We start from the raw sequence: 20,590 nt of genomic DNA, 5'->3' as shown, positions 1-20,590 counted from the left end.
GATCATCTACTTATTATCTAATTGAGGAAAAGTTTAATAAAAAAGTCGATTTCAAGAAATTAAGAAATCGACTTTTTAGAGCTTAGGCCTTTCTTGAGAACAATATTGCTCGCAGTTAATTGGTAATATACACGTTTATTGGATATGGATTTAATGCACCGGTGCTCATTGCAACATAGCCATAATTATTGATAAATGACTTCAGTAACTCTGTTCCAACAGGTAGATCTTTCATATTCCAGTATTCGAAATTATAAGTATCCATTACATGGGTATAAATCTTCCATTTCCCGTTTACTTTTTCTGCTGCCATCAAATATGAAACCTTATTAAGTGCTAAATAAAGATCTTTGGGGCTAGAAAGTGCCATTGAACCATTGTAACTATAATATGTACCCTTTGATGGTAGTTTCTTTTTAAATTTTGCAAGTTCATTTTTAAATGCGGTTGAACTTTTTATTTTATTCGACATAGATGTTCCTTGTTTATAAGATAATGCAGTAGGCTTATCTTGTGCTGAATGTTTAAGAGTAGCAGCAGTTAGTGGTAAAAAAGGTTGTGCTCCAGTTGCAGCTGCTTTTGAAGCATTTCTAATTACCGATTTTGTAGGTGCTGCTAATTGATTATGGTCGTTGTACGAATAGTCCAAATCCTGATCTTCTTCATTTAGGTACTCTTCCATTAATAAATCAGTCTGTTTAAACTCATCTTCTAACAATACCATCGACTGTTTTATAAACTCTAAATCTCTTTTGTACTTTTCCTCATTCTCTGATATTACCTCTTCACTGGCAAAAGCTCCACTAGCAAAACCAGATATAGATAATAAAGATACTAAAAAAACTAAAGTTATTCTTTTTATTTTTTTCAATTTAGATTCCCCCTTATTTTTTTGATAATAAATAAATCTCTAATATCTCAAATCAATACATCTTTCTCACCTCCTAAAAAGTTGTCTATTTAATAAATGCTAACCGTTATGAACTCTTGCATCGAAAAAGAATAATGTTACTAAAAATACGAACAGATAAGTAAGAGTTACGGAGTGTAGTATTATTAAAGATACTAGAGTAAATGTTTTTTTCGCATTGAGTGCAAGAATAATTCCAATAATAGCTAGGACTATTGATATTGGTACTATTATAAAAGGATTGAAGTCCAATCTTATAGTAAATAGCAAAATCACAACGATTGGTAAAATAATTAAAGAAAAAGTTGTACGTTTATTCATAAAGAAGCTCCTTTCTATTTGAATTTAGATCAATTAATCCTCCTTTATGAGAATTCTATTATTATAGACGTCAATTAACCAAAAAGCGTTTCACCTTTTATAAAAATACTTTAAATAATATTTAAAATAAAAAAAGCAACTCACCATTCGGACGGGTGTCTACTTTTTCTGTTAAGCATATAATCCTCTAGGAGTTCCTGGCTTCGAGTTTTGAGCACATGTTTTGCGAAACTTCGTATCTCCCCATAGCCTTTGTATATTACTTCATAATTTGTACGGTTTACACAATATATCTTGATGTTATTATCCCTCATATATTTTTTGTTTTTGTATGAATCCTGTTGAATGGCGTGCATTACTTTTTCAACGTATTTATAGTAAGGCTCTTTAAGTTTGAGTTGACTTTGTCCAATGGCTATTAGATCACGATTTAAAACTTTAATGAGCAATGGTAAGAATATAGCCTTTTCTATTATGGGTTCATCATGTTCTGGTATTAACATGTAGGTTCACCTTTCTCAAGTTTGTAATTATTATACGAATGAATGTTCTTGTTGTCGAGGAGATCCTGGTAGGTAAATAATGGTAATATAATTAACGTAAAGAGAGAAATTATACAGGGGGAGTTTTAAAAATGAGTAACTTACAAAAAGCACTTTTTACAGCGATTAAAGATGTGGGGGGATATGGATACTCGCCTTCTTACAGGGAGCTGAGAGATATTGTTTTTCTTTGAAAAAATAATAATGTATTTTAATCATATAATAAAATAAGCATAGCTATTGAAACGAATGTTCGCTATAATTATAAGCAATCACACTCCCTAAAAAATATATAAGGAGGGGTTGTATGCTTTTAAATAATGATTCAGATAAAGAAGAGACTACTACGTCTTGGGAAGAAATTCCCTATTTGGTTTATGTACGGGTTTCAACCGACAAGGATGAGCAAGTTTCTTCGCCAGAAAATCAAATTGACATATGTCGATATTGGCTTGAAAGTAACAATTATGAGTGGGAAGAAAAGTCCATTGTCTTTGATAATGGTATTTCCGGTACTGTTTTACTTGATCGTACTGCAATGCAGCTAGTTCTTGAAAAAGCTCGTAAGCGTGAAATAAAGATGGTCGTCTTTAAATCGATTCATCGGCTTGCACGTGACATGAGGGATTCGTTGGAAATCAAAGAAACACTTATTGCTCACGGCGTGCGGTTAGTAACACTGGAAGAAGGATACGACAGTCTCTACGAAGGTAAGAATGATATGAAATTTGAGATGTTTTCCATGTTTGCTGCTCAATATCCTAAGACATTATCTGTGTCGGTAACAGGAGCACTTGCAGCAAAAGTTAGACGTGGTGAGCATATTGGTCAAATCCCTTACGGATATAAAAGCGTAAATAAAAAGCTTCAGATTGACGAAGAAATTGCCCCTACCATCCGGAAAATATTTCACTGGTACAATCACCATGGTTTAGGATTTAAGTCTGTTATGTATAAACTGAATGAAGAACTTGAGAAGGGGAATGTTGTTCCACCTCAAAAAACAGAAAAATGGCAGCTTACGACAGTCCAATCCATTATAAAAAATCCTTCTTATGCTGGAACTTTTATTCATAATAGATATACAACTGTAAAAATAGATGGCCGTAAGAAACAAATTCAAAATCCACGAGAAAAATGGATGATATATGAAAACCACCATCCTGCTATTGTTCCTATGGAAGAGTGGGAATTAGCTAACAGCAAAAAGCACAAGAATCATAGAAAGAAAATCACTCCTTGGAACGAATTCAGGAATATTTTAAAATGTTCAGAGTGCGGATCTAGTATGGTGATCATGCAATCTTACCGAACTCGTAAAAAGGATAATGTGAGAGTGGAGTGGAAATACTTCAAGTGCAGTGCTTATAGGCGTGGGGGGAAAGATTTATGCGTAAACCATGCCCCGATTCTTTATGAAGATTTTAGAGAATTAATGTTAAAAAAACTAAAAGAAAAAGCCACTGACATTGAATTGAATTTCAAAAATACAGTTCAGCAGCAAAAGAAAAAAGAAGTGTCATCCCTGCAGTCAAAACTATCTTTGATAGAAAAGAAAAATGCTGGTCTTGTGGATCTTTATCTAGAAGATCAATTAATATCTAAACAAGAATTTCAAGAGAAGAGAAAAGAATACGAAGATGAGATTGCTAAAATAAAAGATAAACTGTTTATCCTAAAGCAGGAGAATAATACCCAAGAGCAAATTAAAAACATTAAAGAAGCATTTGAGCAACTTGATAAGCACGAGGAAGACCTACACCACGTGTTTAAACAGTTGCTTGACGAAATCATTATGTACCCTGACGGCAAGCTTAATATAACTTATACTTTCTCTGAATAACTATGCTTTCTATTCCATGCAAAAGGTATGTATGACTAACGCCATGCAAAAATTGGGTGTGAAAGGCCGATCCCAGGCTGTCGTGGAACTTCTACGCATGGGGGAATTAAAGTTATAAAGTGAAACATTTATAGTGGGGTTTTACCCCACTTGTAGTAGTTAAGTTTTTAAAGGAACTTGATCTTTTAATGAATAACTACTTACTTTGATTCTCTATAGCTTTAAGGTAAGGTACAATCAATCTCAGTTGTAGTGAAATGGAGTACAAAGCCCGGATATCCGAATACGGAACCGGGTTTTGTTATGGTAATATTTATTTTTAGCTGCTGATCGATTGAGAGGTGAATGCAGCGGAGAAAAATACAAGCGGATCGCTGACTGCCCACTAGAGAGGTGGGGGGAAGCAACGTATTTCAGCCTTTTACTCCATATAAAATGCATCCGACACCAATAAAAACCCAAATGATTTTGGTGAAGGAAATTTGACTTGTTAAACCGACTAGACCTACTGTCGTTGCAATAATGAATACGATCGGCCCAACTAGCACAAGTGAGCTATTTATAACGAGAGCTTTTTCTACCTCATTAAACCGCAGCATAAGATACGCCGCAAATATATCAATACTCCCCGACAATACTCTTAATAAAGCCATTATGATAATTGTTTTCTCTAAAAATATAAACATGTTTTCCTCCTGCAAAATGTGCTATTCACATTTATATGCATGAGGAAGATAGTTAAGGACAAGTCATTTTATATTTTTCGAGGTCATGAGCCTTAAGACAGAATGGAATCGAAGGTTTTTAAAAGAATCTCGACGCTTAGCATAGGTTTATTGACCTTGCACTTTTGTTAATCATCCTTCACTACTAAGCCAAATACCTCGATAAAGCCAATCGCTTGTTCAGGTGAGATAATGGCACCACGAAGGTCATGCTCATCCGCATGAATTAAGGAGAATTCACATTGGCTAAGATCGATATTGCTTAAGGATGTTCCCGTGAACTGTACATCTTCAATCACCGAGTTGGTAAAGTCTAAAAATTCTAAGCTTGCATCAATGAAATTAGCCCCTTTTAATAAACATTGATCAAAACAAACATCTTGAAATGTAGATAGATTAAATAAAGAGTAGGGAGCCTGACATTGACGAAATAACACATCTTGAAAGCTAGCTTGGTCACAATTAACACCAACTAATTTGCAATCAATGAACTCAACACGTGTAAAGCGTGCCATCCTAAAATCTAGATTCGTAAGATCACAATTTTCAAAAACAACATCAACCCATGAAGAGGAAGGAAGTTGAGTGTTGTCAAAATCCACTCCTTTTAGATGGATTTCTTGAAAGCGGACATGTTCCGCATGAATAGAAGCTGGAAATGCCTCTAATCTCCCTAGCTCATAAGCAGAACGATCTTCGATTTTATTAATGGTTATGCTATTTAAGTTTTCTGGTAAATCTGGTGATTGTATTTTTCTCATGCTCCTTTACAGCACCCTTTTTATTTTTATAGTCTTACCAACTATTATGTTAATTGAATGAAAGCAAAGCTGCAATGTCTTTAGGATTGAATTGTATTTTACACATTAAAACATTAGAGATAAAGCTCATTAGGTCATATAGCTTGATTTATTAGGTTAGATTGTTTTCTTCATTTCTCCATACAAGGGATGTTCTATACGTACCATTCTTTTAGAGCAATTAATTGTGGTAAGCATACATAATCTCCTGGTCACTTGGCAATGCTATCCAAAAAGGAGGGTGAGAGTATGGCTAAGAAAAGGGAAAAACATGACGAACCTACTATTGCTTCAGGAATAAATGATCAAGAAGAATTAGAGGAAAATGCAACTGCGGATGAAGTGGAAAAAGAGGAGTATACGGAAGTAACTCATTTGTCTTATGATGAGGTGGAATCAAGCTAATTACTATCAAAGCAATGGAGATAGCAGTGCTGTCCAAAATCGGGATAGCACCAACTCTTTTTTTAAATAAGCGTCCATACTCTTTTTTTATATTGAAAAATAATAGTATAATAGAAATGGAGACAATAGGTTATTTATAGGAGTGATCACATGGACAAAGGCATCGTAGGAGTAGATATAGGGGGAACAAATACTGTTATCGGTCTATTTAATCAAGATTTAACATTAGTGGAAAAGAAAACTTTACCTACTTTAAAACCGAATTTCCCTGCTAAAACGAATAACCCTAAAGAGTTTTTCGATGAGCTGGCAAAAGAAATAACAGTACTGATTGAAAAAAATAATTATCAAAACCAAGTTGAATGCGTTGGGATTGGAGTGCCGGGTATTGTCAATCCTGAAAGCGGTATCGCTATCAATGCTGTAAATTTAGGCTATCAGGATGTACCATTTGCGGAAGAGATGAAAAAAAGATTACATGTACCGACCTTTATTGATAATGATGTACGCACTTATACGAGGGGAGAAGCAGCTGTCGGTGCAGGGGCAGGATTACAAAATGTCATATGTATCACATTAGGAACGGGAATGGCTGCTGGGGTTATGATTGATGGGAAAATGATACCTGGGGCAGATTACTTTGCAGGAGAAATTGGCCATGATCCAGTGCCTGGTAATTCAGCATTATGTAATTGTGGCAATATAGGGTGCTTAGAAACAATTGCCTCTGCAAGTGGCATCAGTCGATTAGCAAAGGAAGCGGTTCAATCAGGAAAAACAACCCTTTTAAACGACTTAGCGGGAGACATTAGTTCGAAGGATGTTTATGAAGCAAGTGTAAAAGGCGATCAAGTTGCAATCGAAGTTTTTAAGGAAGTCGCGACCACTTTAGGATATAAATTATTATCAGCTACATACTTAGTAAATCCAGAAGTGATTATTATTGGGGGAGGAGCAGCTGCGGCCGGACACTTTTTAACAGATCCAATCAAGGAGTTATTCAAAAAATATTATATAAATGAAAAACAACCACTTATTGTGACAGGAGAACTTGGGGATTCCGCAGGCCTCATAGGAGCTGCTTCACTGGCACTAGCCAAGCATGTATAAGGGAAATAGTGGGGGCGAGAAGTCCCCCACTGATTGAAACTTTACTTTATTTTGGAGGAAGAATGAAAATACTTGAATAATATGGAATAGTCTACTAGAATAGAATTATCGAAACGTTTCAATTGTAAAAGAGGAGGATATTTATGAAAAAAATACCTGTTGCTGTACAAATGTATTCTTTACGTGAAGAAAGTGCACAAGACTTTGCTGGGACTCTAAAGAAAGTGGCTGAGCTTGGTTATGATGGCGTTGAATTTGCAGGCTATGGAGGCTTACCTGTTCAAGAAGTACGAGAAATTTTAGACGAAGTTGGTTTGCAAGCTGCGTCCAGTCATGTACCAGCTGCAGATTTAAAAAATGACTTAGCGAAAGTGATTGAGGAACAGAAGATTTTAGGGAGTAAATATATTGTATGCCCTTTCCTAATGCCGGATGAGAGAAATGAAGAAACCTACCAATCCCTTCTAACATTTTTCAGTGAGGTTGGAGAGGAATGTAGAAAAGCGGGATTAACGTTCTGCTATCACAATCATGATTTTGAATTAGAAAAGCTTTCAGATGGTAGAACTGTTTTAGAAACGATTTTCGATGATGTCCCATCTGAAAATATTCAAACCGAGCTAGATATTTATTGGCTGACTAAGGCTGGGGAGCAACCAGCTGAGTGGATCAAACGTTATAAAGGACGAACTCCTTTAGTCCATTTAAAAGATATGACTGTAGATGAAGAGCAATTTTTTGCTGAGCTAGGCACTGGTGGGGTGGATCTAGAGAGTGTCCTCGCTTTAGGAGAAGAGGCAGATGTCGATTGGTGGGTAGTGGAGCAAGACCAATCTCGTAAAACACCTCTTGAAAGTATTGAAATAAGTATTGAATTTTTGAAGAATAAGCGCCCATACCTTAATAAATAATTGAACGTAAAAATGAGGCTGGGACAAAACTAAAAAATTAAGCTCTAAAAACCGAACAATGTATTACTTTAGCGGAGGAAATATACGAAGACTCCAGCGGAGGAAAGGCATCGGTGAGATTCCGGAGTGCGTAGCACGAGGAAGCTCACCAGCCGCCCGCGGAAAGCAAAGTATATTTCCGGAGCGGAGGTATGCATCATACTAGTTCGGTTTTTTTCTTTGATGCAAACACTTTTGTCCCAGCCTCTTCTTTTTTTACAAAAGAATACAGGAATTTCGGGAATTATGTCGAAAAGCTTAAGGTATGTAGATTCTATTTATTTAAAATGGAGGTTTTTGCAATGATTAAGGGGTTAAGTAGCGCAGGACTAGGGCAAGTAGAAGGCATAGAGCAATTGATTGAGTTAGCTTCTAAGAATGGATTTGGAGCCATTGACACATCTGGTAAAGAATTATCTGATTGGGTAGAATCCAAAGGTCTAGCGGAAGCAAAAGACTTTTTAGATCAACAAAAAGTCCGTATTGGCTCCATTGGGTTACCTGTAGAATGGAGAGGGACAGATGAACAGTTTAAGGAAGGACTATCAGGATTATTGGCAGATGCTAAAATAGCGGCGGAATTCGGCTGCCAAAGTTGCTGTACCTTTGTATTGCCAGCAACAGACGAAAAGCCAGCACATTTTATGCTGCAAGCCACGAAAAGATTACGATTATGTGCGCAAATATTAAAGGAATACGATATAAAACTGGGGTTAGAATTTGTTGGCCCTCATCATCTTAGAACAGCCTGGAAATATCCTTTTGTCTGGACAATGCAAGAAACACTAGATTGGATTGATGTGATCGGCGAACCAAATGTGGGACTACTATTAGACAGCTATCATTGGTATACAACTAGTGGAACAATAGAAGATCTATTAGCCTTGGATCCTTCACAGATTGCCCATGTCCATATTAATGATGCAAAGGATGTACCAGTAGAAGAAGCTCTAGATAATGATCGGCTTTATCCAGGTGAGGGGGTCATTGATTTAAGCGCATTCCTAAAGGCATTGTCCCAGATCGGATATAAAGGTAGTGTAGCCCAGGAAATTTTATCTCCTGAACCACCAAGTGAAACGGCGGACGTTTTAGCCAAGAAATCGGGGGAAGCATTTCTTGAGGTTTTTAAAGGCATATAAAGTAAGAGTAAACAGTTAAAAACAGGAAAGATACATGGTGATCATGTCATGTATCTTTTTTTATATTGCTAGTATTTATAGGGGGAGAGCTAATGAAAAAGCAGTATAATCGCAAAAGTGTTTTCGTGACATTATTAGTGTCCTTTCTTCTCGTTCTATTATTTCCTATTCTCGTTCAGAGTCTGTTTTATAAAAAAATGGAAACGAATTTAAAAGATAATACAAACCAATCGAATTTAGCATTGCTTAAACAGGCAAGTGACGTACTTGACCATGAACTTCAGCAAGTAACATCACTTTCTGCCCAAATATCCTTTCATCCGAAGCTTAGTTATATTTTACGTCAGCACGCAGACGAGGACGAATACAAAATAAGTGACTATTATTCTTTTATGAAAGATATGCAGCGCTATCCTTTGTCCAACACATTTATCTATGATTACTTCCTTTATATACCAGAAAGGGATATTTTACTTAGCCCAACCATCAAAACCAATTCATCTACCTTTTTTAACAATATCTACAATGATCAGCAATTAGATTATACAGAATGGAAAAACAGGATTACACAAGTTAAAAATTCACCGAAATATTTTCCAGTTAATACATTATTAGAAGGTGTATCGTCATCACCAATAAAAATGATTAGCTATGTACAACCCCTGCCGCCTGGTCAAGTGAAAGAACCGAAAGCATATTTATCAATCATGATAAATGAACAGAAAATTCAAAATGTACTACAGACTCTTGAATGGGCTAATCAAGGAAGTATATTTATTTTAGATGAACACAATAATGTGATGACAACAACTGCAAAAAATAATAAAAAGCTCACACAGCTAAATCTAAATTTTGATAAAAGTGAAGGTACATTACAGTATCAGTATAACAATCAGGATATGATGGTGGCTTATATTGTTTCTAATGAAACAAATTGGAAGTATGTGTCTATTATTCCGAAAAATATTGTCATGAAAGAAGTAAATACAGTGAAAACCTTAGCGGTTATTTTATTGTTAATCTGTTTGGTGGGTGGTTTTGTTGCTTGTTATTCATTAGCTCGTCATCATTATATTCCAGTAAGAAATTTAGTCGAATCGATTATAAAAAATGTAAATAGAAAAGATGAAGTAAAAATAAATGAATATCATCTTATACAAGAAAGTCTAAATTTTTCATGGGATACAGAAAAAAGATTAAGAGATTCTTTGGCTACCCAAACCCCAAAAGTACGGGAAAATTTCTTTGTTCGATTATTGAATGGGTTTGTCGATTCAGCAACGGTTAATCAAGAGTCATTAGATTTTATGGAAATATCTTTTTTGAGTGATGAATTTTTAGTCATGCTCGTTGATATTGAGGAAAGTTATTCGATGGATGATAAAATCACGGAAAAGGATTGGGCGATCACAAGATTTATGATTAGTAATATAGGCCATGAGTTAGTGAATGAGAATCATCATGCATTTATTGTCGAATTAGGACAGAAGAGGCTCGCAATAATTTTAAATATTATAAAAAGGGATCAGATTTATTCTTTATCTACAGTCACACAGCATTTAAAGACGATTTTGAAAGATCAATTTGGAATCGTCATATCAGTCGGCATTGGAACTTCTTATCCAGGCTTGAATCAGGTTGTGAATTCTTATCGAGAGGCTGTACAAGCTTTAAATTATCGGATGATTAAAGGAAATAATCGCATCATCTCTTTTAATGAAACAAACGAAAATGCACAAGATTATTATTATCCTGCTGAAATTGAACTGCAGTTAATGAATTGTATTAAAATCGCTGATTACGGGCAGGTAGAAAGAATTCTTGATAATGTGTTTAAAGAAAATTTCCTTAATAGGCGAATTTCCATGTCAATGGGCAAATGTTTGTTTTTTAATATGATGAGTACTCACGTGAAAATTCTCAACGATATGAAAATCAATCATCGAAATGTATTTAGTGAAGAACAAGATCCTGTTCAAGAATTACTTGCCTGCGAGACGGTCGAGGAAATTCATCAAAAGATTAAAATGATTTACAAAAAACTTTGTGAAGAAATGAAAGAGAAGCGATCTGATCATAGTGAAAGCCTGCTGCGAATGATTATTGACTATATACACCATCATTATAAGGATCCAATGATTAGTTTGACGACGATTGCAGAGGAAATGAATATAACCCCACAATATCTTTCTTCCTTTTTTAAAAAACAGCAAGGGGAGAATTTAACTGAGTTTATTGCCAAGATTCGCATTAAAGCTGCGAAAAAATATCTCGAAGAGACTGCTTTAACAATTTCGCAAATTGCAAAGCAAATCGGCTATGCAAATGATATTGGATTAATTAGGATATTTAAAAAGCAAGAGGGCATTACTCCTGGAAAATATCGCGCCAATTTAAAGAAAGCTCAAAACGAAAATGAAGAATAAATATCTTGTCTTTTCCACAATGGATTCAAGAATGATAAGGAATTACAAGCTTTATCAGAATATATGATAGTCAATCTTAAATATTGATAGTCTTTATTCTTAAGTTTGTATAGTGAATCTTATATTTTCGTGATTAACAAACATGAGCGGATATGGAAATATGGGAAATAAGCTAAATGAAGGGAGGAAAGGATGCTTCTTTTTTGAATTGAATATTATTTCGGGAGGTCAATAGTGGATGAATAAGTTTCAGTGGAAGAGACAGATGAAAGTAGCCTTTTTTTCTTTACTTGTAATTGTAACCGCTTTATCTGGGTGTAATAATTCTTCGAAAGGTGAAAAAGCCTCAGGTGGAAAAGCTGATGATGGATCACTTTCATTATCTTATTGGGTGTCCAATAATCGTCCAGATACCCTTAAAAATTATAATGAGATGGGGGCTTATAAGAAATTAGAAGAAATAACAGACGTTAAAGTGGACTTTGAACATCCTGCTTCAGGTGAGGAAGATCAACAATTTAATTTAATGATGACATCTGGAAAGTTGCCAGATGTGATTGAACGAATTTGGACTTCAGTACCTGGCGGTCCTGAGAAGTATATAAAGGATGGAAAAATTGTTCGTTTAAATGATTATATTGATGAACATGCTCCAAATCTTAAAAAGATTTTAGATGAAAATCCAGAATGGAAAAAAATGGTCTCTACTGATGAGGGGAGTATCTATTCATTCCCTTTCCTACGACAAGATGAATTAAATCTTACCTTTTTTGGTCCTGTTATTCGCAAAGATTGGTTAGAAAAGCTTGATTTAGAGTTGCCGGAAACAATTGATGAATGGCATACTGTATTAACTGCTTTTAAAGAAGATGATCCAAATGGAAATGGAGAAGCAGATGAAATTCCTTTATTAATTGATAAGGATGCGATTACATCAAATGCTTTTGTTGGTGCATATGGGATTACAAATGGTTTTTACCATGTAGATAATAAAGTCCAATATGGTCCCATTCAACCGGAATATAAAGAATTTTTAACCTTAATGAATGAATGGTATAAAGAAGGACTGATTGACAAGGAATATGTGGCAACAGATGACAAGCTGCAAGATGCGAAGGTAACAAATGACCAGCTTGGTGCGCTGATGGGCTATTCAGGCAGCAGTATTTTACGGTATATGCAATTGAAAAAAGATGATGGCGATTTTTCTTTAACAGGTGCCCCTTATCCTGTACTTAAAAAAGGTGAAGAACCGATTTTCAATTTAGGTGAGTCCAACTATAACGGTGTTGGTGCAGCTATTAGCACGGACAATGAAAATATTGAAGAAACGGTGGAATGGCTTGATTATAAGTATGGAGAAGAAGGATTTGAATTGTTCAACTTTGGTATTGAGGGAGAAAGCTTTGAAATGGTTGATGGATACCCGACATACACAGAAGTGGTAACCAATAACCCTGATGGAAAATCAATGTCAGAAGGCTTAGCTGCATACGTTCCTGTAGGCTGGAGTGGACCATTCATTCAAGCGAAAGAATATGCAGAGCAATACAATAATTTACCAGAACAACTAGAGGCGTTAGAAAACTGGAAAAAAGGAACAAATGAAAGAACGATGCCGATTGTTAGTCCTACACAAGAAGAAAGCTCTGAGTATGCCTCGATTATGAATGATATTAATACGTATAAGTCTGAAATGATCAATAAATTTATTATGGGTGAAGAATCACTTGATCAATTTGATAAATTTGTTGAGACGATCCAGTCGATGGGAATTGAAAGAGCGACTGAAATTCAACAGGGTGCATTAGAACGATATAATGATCGTTAATTGAAGTAAGGAGCTGTCCAATAAGTTTTCACGAAAAAAGAAACGAGAAATGAATGAATCCTTTTTCTCTGTTTGTGAATAAACACTAAGAAAATCGCCAAAAACGGCGACACGCCAGCAGGAATAGCATCAGCTGAAGACCAGGAGCGAAGCGAAGAGGCTGAAGCTACCCTTGAGGCAAGGGAACCTTTTTGGTGATTTTCGCACATAAGACAGCCCCTTATCATGATCCTGATGTATATACATACAGTCGAAACGGAGGGATGACTACATGGAGACAGTCAGACAGAATACAAAAGGAAAAAAAGCGTCTGAGATCCTCTTTAAAAAAGAACGGTTTGGACGGCGGCTAGTCAAAGATTTAAAAAGAAATAAGTATATTTATATTATGGTTTTACCTGTTGTCATTTATTATCTTATTTTCCATTATGGCCCGATGTATGGAGTCCAAATTGCATTTAAAGATTTTAGTTTAACAGAAGGAATATGGGGAAGTGAATGGGTTGGTTTTAAACACTTTCTAGATTTTTTTAAGGGCTATTATTTTTGGCGGTTAATCCGGAATACTTTTCTTATTAATATTTATGAGTTATTACTGGCTTTTCCAGCCCCTATTTTACTAGCCTTATTATTAAATGAATTGAGACGGATTTGGTTTAAACGAGTTGTTCAAACAATCAGCTATTTACCCCATTTTATATCTGTTGTGGTAGTGGTTGGAATGTTAGTGGATTTCACCACGCAAAATGGTTTAATTAATCAACTACTCTCCATTTTTGGTGTAGAGCCCATTTCGTTTTTACAAAAACCTGAATGGTTTCGGACACTTTATATTGGCTCAGGGATTTGGCAAAGTATCGGTTGGGGTTCAATTATTTATTTAGCCGCGATGTCAAATATTAATTCAGAGCTATATGAAGCAGCGAAAATTGATGGGGCGAATCGTTTTAAACAAGCCCTACATGTTACTATTCCGGGTATTGCGCCAATCATCATTATTCTCCTCATTCTTCAGATCGGTTCAATGATGAGTGTCGGATTTGAAAAAATTATTTTGATGTATAATCCCTTAACTTATGACACGGCAGATGTGATTTCAACCTATGTGTATCGTAAGGGGATTTTGGAAGCCAATTTCAGCTTTAGTGCTGCAGTCGGGTTATTTAACGCCATTATCAATTTAACCCTATTAGTTTTGGCGAATCGTATAAGTGCAAAAGTCAGTGAGACAAGTCTTTGGTAAGGAGTTGATTGTATGAAAATAAAAGCGAGTTTGGGAGAAAGGACTTTTGACTTTCTAAATGTGCTGTTTATGCTTATTCTCGTTTTTGCCACTCTCTATCCCTTTTTATATGTTTTATTTTCTTCATTAAGTGATCCAGGATTGTTGGCAAAGAATAGAGGGATACTGTATTTCCCATTAGGCCTTACTTTTAAAGCCTATGAACTGGTTTTTCAAAACCCAATGATCATTGTTGGTTATATAAATACGATTTTCTATGTGGTTGCAGGGACAGCTATTAATATTTTTCTAACAAGTATAGCGGCATATGCTTTATCAAGAAAAAATGCGATGTTAACCAAACCAATCATGATGTTTATTACATTTACGATGTTTTTTAGTGGGGGATTGATTCCTACATACCTATTAATTGGTCAGCTAGGAATGATTGATACAAGATGGGCGCTGATTATTCCTAATGCCGTTAGTGTCTGGAACTTAATTATTATGAGAACGTCTTTTAAAGGAATACCAGATAGTTTGGAAGAATCCGCACGGATCGATGGTGCAAATGATTGGACGATTTTGTTTAAAATTATTTTACCACTGTCACTTCCAGTTATTGCGGTTATGGTGTTGTTCTATGGTGTTGGACATTGGAATGCTTATTTTGATGCGATGATTTATTTACGCAATAATGACCTATGGCCACTCCAGTTAGTTCTTCGCGAGATCCTCATTGAGAATAGCACTGATAACTTTATTACCGGTGTTGGAGGAGGAGATCGTTATCCTATAGGAGAAACGGTTAAATATGCTACGATTATAGTAGCTACATTACCAATTCTTTTTCTATATCCATTCTTGCAGAAATACTTTGTTAAAGGTGTTATGATTGGATCTATAAAAGAATAATCTAAATCCGTGAATTTGAAGTTTTCTATATTCACAAACAAGGAGGAAATCAATGAAACTCGCATTCACAACGCTAGGCTGTCCCAATTGGAATATGGATACGATTATTTCAAAGGCTGTGGAGTATGATTATGATGGAGTGGATTTTAGAGGGTATCTAGGAGAGATGGAAATCTATACATTACCGGAATTCTCCAGTGAAATTGAAACAACGAAGAGAAAATTTAATGAAGCAGATCTTGAGATTCCATGTTTCTCCAGTTCTATTCGTTTGTTTACGACTTCGAATAATGAATTGGAAGGTTACAAGGAAGAATTAAGGCAATATGGTCGCTTATGTCAAGAATTTAACACTCCCTATATCCGTGTCTTTGGAGGAGGGATTGGAGATACAGGACGAGCGGAAGCTGTTCAAATTGTAAAAAATAATTTAGACCAATTGCTTCCAATTGCTGAGCAATATGAAGTCACTTTAATCCTAGAAACGCATGATGACTGGACAAAATGTGAAAACGTTTTAGATGTATTAAACCAAACTAATTCTAAGTATTTACAGGTTTTATGGGATGTTCATCACCCGTATCGAACAAAGGGTGAGGAGCCTGAAAAGACATGGGATAAGCTTGGCGAGAGGATTCAGTATACGCATTGGAAAGATTCCTATTTAAAAGAGGCGACTGCTCGAGGATATCAACTTTGTTTAATGGGAGAAGGCGATATTCCTTTAAAGCGGATCTTTGATCTACTAGCTGAACAAGGGTATAAGGGCTACTATACACTTGAATGGGAGAAAGTATGGTGTCCTGAGATCGAGGAACCTGAAATAGCCATTCCTCAATATGTTCAATATATGAAACAACTGGAAAATGAAGAAAAATAATCTAACATGAATAAGCGGAGCTGATGTTTAAATCGGTTCCGCTTGTTTCAAGTTTACCATGTATGTTAAGATTGTGAGAAGATTCAAATAATGATTATCTATCTATTAAAAGATTTGAACCCTTATTAAAGAAGGTGCGGTAATTGACCAAAAAAAGCACAGTAAAGCAGGTACTGGATAATAATTTGTATATGTTAAAATTGTTATGTAAAGCCTCTAAAAGGCGTTTATTTTTGGAAAGTTTATTTTACACTTCAAAAGGTGTAGTTCAAACGCTTATCTACGTTATTTTATTTGGAAGTATTGTAAACGCTTTACAAGATGAATCTTCCTTCATGTATATTGCTATTTTTACTGGTGTGATTGCGATCATAACTTGTATTGCTTTGTTTTTTCAATCATGGTTCACAGATGTATTTTTAATGTATGATAACGCTGCTATTCAAAAATATTTTACAAGAAATGTTTATCAGCATGCGGTAGAAATTGATATAGAGAAATATGATGATCCTAAATTTTATGATCAATATATCCTCACCTTGGAGGAAGCACAAAATAGAGCGATCACTTTATCTAAAACAGTAGCTCAATATATCGGTACTTTGATTACGGTTATTATTTTGCTTACAACCATTATTAGCATTGATATCAATATTCTTTGGTTTGTCGCCTTGCCACTGATCCCCAGTCTTATCATCGGAAGAAAAAAGAATAAATGTTACTACGATTTGTATATGAATAATCTTAATCCCACTCGAAAAACGGCTTATGTTAATCGCGTTATGTATCTTAGTAAATATGCAAAAGATATCCGCCTTTCTAATATATTTAATCGTTTAATCAATACATATCATCAAAACATGGACAAAGTGGTGGATAATGAGAAAAAATATGGTAAAAAAGGAACAATCTATACTTTTTTTCTTGATTATATTACCGAAGGCTTCGTGTATATTGGGATTCTTATTTATATCACATATCGAGTTGTTGAAAGTAAAACCCTGATGATTGGTGACTATTTAATTATATTAAATGCTGTGTCTGGAATGGGCTGGCGTATTCACGAGTTGATTCGAACAACTTTAAAATTTGAGCAATTTAGTCTCTTTATAAACAATTTTAGACGATTCATGAATACACAATCGAAAGCGGGTCAAAAAAGGGTCGGGAAAATACCAGATAGGACGGAAACACTGTTTGAATTTAGCCATGTGGATTTTTCATATGATCAGCGAGTGAATGTGCTAGAGGACATTAATATGACCATCAAGAAGGGGGAGAAGATCGCCATCGTTGGTCATAATGGAGCGGGCAAATCTACCTTTGTAAAGCTTTTATTAAACTTATATGAACCGACTGCTGGTGAGATTTTATATAATCGAGAGAATGTTCATCATTATGATCAGAAAAAATACAGAGATATTTTCTCTGTCGTTTTCCAAGATTTTACCTTGTACGCATTGAGTGTAGGTGAAAATATTACCACACAAAGTGTAAAGGATCAGGATATTTCAGAAATAAATCATGCCTTAAACGAAAGTGATATGTGGAAGCGTATTCAAACATTACCCAATGGGATTCAGACAGTCGTAACGAAAGAATTTGATGAAAAAGGTTTTGTCCCATCTGGAGGAGAAAGTCAAAAACTGGCAATTGCACGTTCTATCTTCAAAAAGAGTGATGTCTTCATTTTTGATGAGCCATCAAGTGCATTGGATCCATTATCTGAAGCGAAAATAAATGAATTGATGCTGAACGCTGCTGCAGATAAAACCGTCATTTTTATCTCCCATCGGTTATCAGCGACTTTAAAGGCAGACAGAATCTATTTGTTCGAGCATGGAAAGATATCTGAACAAGGAACCCATGATGAATTAGTAAAAAGAAATGAAAAATATGCAAATATGTATAAAAAACAAGCGGAAAAATATGATTACGCATTATAGAGGGGGTGAAAGCTCATGAAAGTATCTTTAAAAATGATCCTCAAAAATAATCTCTTTTTAATGAGATTAATCGTAAAATTTTCTCCGATTTTACTCTGGTCCGTAATCGTTGGTTCTTTAGCATTCGCCTTTTTACAGGTTTTTACAACAATGATCTTTATTAGAAGTCTTGTTAAGAGAATAGAAGAGGGGAGCAGTTTTAATGAAATACTCATATTGTTGCTGGTAGGCGGCTTAACGATACTATTTCTGCGGGCGTTTGAAATTGTTATAGAGAACTATATCAAACCAGTATATTCGCAAAAGCTGATCCAAGGCCTTGAAACTTTTTTGTATAATAAAGCGAAAACTTTTGACTTATCATGCTACGATGATGCCAACTTTTATAACGAATATATTTGGGCGACCCATAATTCTGGGGAGTTTATTTTGGATGCGATAAAATCGATTGGTGAGTTTTTTAGGTATATCTTTCAAATTGCCGGCATCATCGGCATTGTCATCTCAATCGATGCCAGTATGGGGATCATCATCCTGCTAGCCGTCATCATAACGATGGTGATCACAGCGAAAAAAGAAAAGATCGTGCTTACATATAAAAAAGAGACAATGAATAGTGAAAAAAAGCGGAATTATATTGTGCGCATGTTTTACTTAAAAGACAGTGCAAAAGATATAAGATTAACAAATATTTATACAAAATTTATCGAGTTTTATAATGAGTCATATGAGGAACTAAACCAGATTATAAAAAAATACGCTCATAAAGTCGCATGGTTATCGTTTGCTCCCGTATTTTTTTTAAGATATCTTATCAGCACCTTTGCTGTCTATCTGTATTTTTCCTATAAACTGATCGTGCTAGGAACGATGTTAATTAGTGATTTTATTGCCGTGAATACTGGAATGGTCAATCTGTATTTATCGTTAACACGCTTCTCGGATCAAATGAATAGCCTTTATAAAAACACATTGTATATTGAAAGCATGAGGGCCTTTATCGACTACCAACCTAAAATAAAGTCGATTACCAATGCGAAAAATGTGCCGGAAAGTGAATTTGTATTCGAGTTTAAAGATGTTACCTTCCAGTACCCTGGTGAAGAAACACCTACACTTAATAAAATCAATTTAACCATTCACTCTGAAAAGACGCTTGCTATTGTTGGCTTTAATGGGGCGGGTAAAACCACATTAATCAAGCTGCTATTAAGATTGTATGATGTGAATAGTGGTGAAATATCACTAAACGGAATAAATATCAAAGACTATGATCTGAAGCAATATAGAAATTTCTTTACAGTAGCCTTTCAGGATTTCCAGATCTTCGCCACCACTTTGGGTGAAAATGTGATGATGGATCGTGTAACCGAGGAGAATCGAAATTCCATATTGAAGGCACTTGATTTTGCAGATTTCACTGAAAAATATCAGCATTTACCGACTGGATTAGAAACGCCCTTAACAAGAGAATTTGAAGAAGATGGAGTTTTATTTTCAGGTGGAGAAATGCAAAAAATAGCCATTGCACGTGTATTGTCTAAGGACAGCAGGGTAGCTATTTTGGATGAACCTTCTGCAGCCTTAGATCCCATATCGGAATATAATATTAATGATAATATGACGAAGCTGTCGAAACAAAAAACCGTCGTTTTTATTTCGCATCGCTTAACAAGTACGGTTATGGCGGATCATATTGTTATGCTAGAAAATGGCAAAATAATCGAAGAAGGTTCACATCAACAATTATTGGCTACGGATGGCAGATATGCAGAAATGTTCCGCGTTCAATCGAATCCGTATAAACAAACTTCTTAATAATTTGATGCGATTGATTGTATGGTTTACCAATAAATGGTATAACGATCTTTTTGTTGTTAGGAGAAGATTTGGATAATGGCTTTACCTCTCTGATCTACATACTTGATTTCCTTTGCAGGCTCATAAGCTGCCTTTTAATGTTGACAAGCCATTCCAATATTAAAAGGCAGCTTACTATTAGCATGAGAAGGCTCATTAGTTGCCTGCAGAAAGGAATCATATAATCTAATGCGATATCTCACCCCATATTATTTTCCGATCATCGATTTTTTAAGATGGTCTATTTATGTATGATTTGATAGCTTGTTTGATGATGCAGTAGGAGAAAGAAAGTTAGATGTCTGTTAAGCTTATGAAGTTAAAGATAGATGATTATATATATTGATATACTGATTTTGGAAAAATTAAAACGAGTGTATATCCATTTTACCTCATTTGAACAGTTAGAAATCCTTCGAACTCTCCTCTACACATAAATCCAGTACGAGTTTCCAACAATTCTTTGATAATTCCAGCTGGTTTATAGGAATCTCTCAGGAATTTTAGATGTAACTTTAAAAACGGGGAAATATTTCAAGTTTTTTTCATACTTATAAAGAAACGATTACATATAAACATATAACGTTTAAATTGACATAGCCAGGGTATATAATATTGATAATATATCATAATTGGTATATCAAATTATTAGTCTTTAAAAAATGTAAGCGGATAATACAGCTTGCGAAGTAAGGAGGGGAATGTTTGGATAGATTGCTAGGAAAGAAGATGTTAATCACATAAGCTAAAACCTATAAGAGG

Annotated in this window: 16 protein-coding genes and 1 pseudogene; 13 read left to right on the top strand and 4 right to left on the bottom strand. The window is 35.1% G+C overall.

The genetic code is table 11. From position 1 onward, the window contains the following. Positions 1-115: 115 nt before the first annotated feature. Entirely contained in the window at positions 116-871 is a 756-nt protein-coding gene (locus KI375_RS08395) for a hypothetical protein (RefSeq protein ID WP_212973038.1), read from the bottom strand. A gap of 500 nt (positions 872-1,371) precedes the next feature. After that, positions 1,372-1,734 (bottom strand): YhjD family protein, encoded by a 363-nt coding sequence (locus KI375_RS08390; protein ID WP_212973037.1) that lies wholly within the window; start codon positions 1,732-1,734, stop codon positions 1,372-1,374. Positions 1,735-2,080: 346 nt separating this feature from the next. On the opposite strand from KI375_RS08390, the gene KI375_RS08385 reads away from it, so the two are divergent. Further along, on the top strand, positions 2,081-3,616 hold the full coding sequence (locus KI375_RS08385) for a recombinase family protein (RefSeq protein ID WP_212973036.1): 1,536 nt from the start codon (positions 2,081-2,083) through the stop codon (positions 3,614-3,616). 31 nt (positions 3,617-3,647) lie between these two features. After that, positions 3,648-3,734: pseudogene (locus KI375_RS08380) on the top strand (helix-turn-helix transcriptional regulator); the annotation flags it as partial. Between the two features lie 295 nt (positions 3,735-4,029). On the opposite strand, the gene KI375_RS08375 reads toward KI375_RS08380, so the two are convergent. Together KI375_RS08375 and KI375_RS08370 are read right to left on the bottom strand one after the other, a co-directional pair. Continuing rightward, positions 4,030-4,302: a YqhV family protein gene (locus tag KI375_RS08375; protein WP_207453398.1), complete on the bottom strand. Its 273-nt coding sequence runs from the start codon at positions 4,300-4,302 to the stop codon at positions 4,030-4,032. 167 nt (positions 4,303-4,469) lie between these two features. Further along, the gene (locus KI375_RS08370) at positions 4,470-5,102 is read right to left on the bottom strand and encodes a pentapeptide repeat-containing protein (RefSeq protein WP_212973034.1); all 633 of its coding nucleotides are present in this window, start codon (positions 5,100-5,102) and stop codon (positions 4,470-4,472) included. A gap of 288 nt (positions 5,103-5,390) precedes the next feature. Between KI375_RS08370 and KI375_RS08365 the strand changes: the two genes are divergently transcribed. From KI375_RS08365 to KI375_RS08315, 11 genes are all read left to right on the top strand, one after another. Further along, a complete protein-coding gene (locus tag KI375_RS08365; RefSeq protein ID WP_212973033.1) occupies positions 5,391-5,546 on the top strand; it encodes a hypothetical protein in 156 nt (51 codons plus the stop codon). A 150-nt stretch (positions 5,547-5,696) separates the two neighbouring features. Next, positions 5,697-6,656 carry an ROK family protein gene (locus KI375_RS08360; RefSeq protein WP_212973032.1) on the top strand — a complete coding sequence of 320 codons (960 nt, stop codon included), beginning with the start codon at positions 5,697-5,699 and terminating at the stop codon, positions 6,654-6,656. 143 nt (positions 6,657-6,799) lie between these two features. Then, complete coding sequence (locus KI375_RS08355) at positions 6,800-7,567, top strand: sugar phosphate isomerase/epimerase family protein (protein ID WP_212973031.1); 768 nt, start codon at positions 6,800-6,802, stop codon at positions 7,565-7,567. Positions 7,568-7,908: 341 nt separating this feature from the next. After that, entirely contained in the window at positions 7,909-8,748 is an 840-nt protein-coding gene (locus KI375_RS08350; protein ID WP_212973030.1) for a sugar phosphate isomerase/epimerase family protein, read from the top strand. 92 nt (positions 8,749-8,840) lie between these two features. Beyond that, positions 8,841-11,174 carry a helix-turn-helix domain-containing protein gene (locus KI375_RS08345; RefSeq protein ID WP_212973029.1) on the top strand — a complete coding sequence of 778 codons (2,334 nt, stop codon included), beginning with the start codon at positions 8,841-8,843 and terminating at the stop codon, positions 11,172-11,174. A gap of 238 nt (positions 11,175-11,412) precedes the next feature. After that, positions 11,413-13,005, top strand: coding sequence for an extracellular solute-binding protein (locus KI375_RS08340; protein ID WP_212973028.1), 1,593 nt, complete (start codon positions 11,413-11,415; stop codon positions 13,003-13,005). 271 nt (positions 13,006-13,276) lie between these two features. Beyond that, positions 13,277-14,248 carry an ABC transporter permease gene (locus tag KI375_RS08335; RefSeq protein WP_212973027.1) on the top strand — a complete coding sequence of 324 codons (972 nt, stop codon included), beginning with the start codon at positions 13,277-13,279 and terminating at the stop codon, positions 14,246-14,248. Between the two features lie 12 nt (positions 14,249-14,260). Further along, on the top strand, positions 14,261-15,142 hold the full coding sequence (locus KI375_RS08330; RefSeq protein ID WP_212973026.1) for a carbohydrate ABC transporter permease: 882 nt from the start codon (positions 14,261-14,263) through the stop codon (positions 15,140-15,142). A 52-nt stretch (positions 15,143-15,194) separates the two neighbouring features. Next, positions 15,195-16,022: a sugar phosphate isomerase/epimerase family protein gene (locus KI375_RS08325; protein ID WP_212973025.1), complete on the top strand. Its 828-nt coding sequence runs from the start codon at positions 15,195-15,197 to the stop codon at positions 16,020-16,022. Between the two features lie 143 nt (positions 16,023-16,165). After that, complete coding sequence (locus KI375_RS08320) at positions 16,166-17,968, top strand: ABC transporter ATP-binding protein (RefSeq protein ID WP_212973024.1); 1,803 nt, start codon at positions 16,166-16,168, stop codon at positions 17,966-17,968. A gap of 15 nt (positions 17,969-17,983) precedes the next feature. Continuing rightward, positions 17,984-19,786, top strand: a complete 1,803-nt coding sequence (locus KI375_RS08315; RefSeq protein WP_212973023.1) for an ABC transporter ATP-binding protein — start codon at positions 17,984-17,986, stop codon at positions 19,784-19,786. Positions 19,787-20,590: the final 804 nt, after the last annotated feature.

Origin of the sequence: Bacillus sp. J14TS2, assembly GCF_018333015.1 — a bacterium.
Taxonomy (GTDB): Bacteria; Bacillota; Bacilli; order Bacillales; family Bacillaceae_C; genus Lederbergia.
Note: the sequence above shows the minus strand (reverse complement) of the source record. Positions and strands in the feature narration are given on the sequence as shown.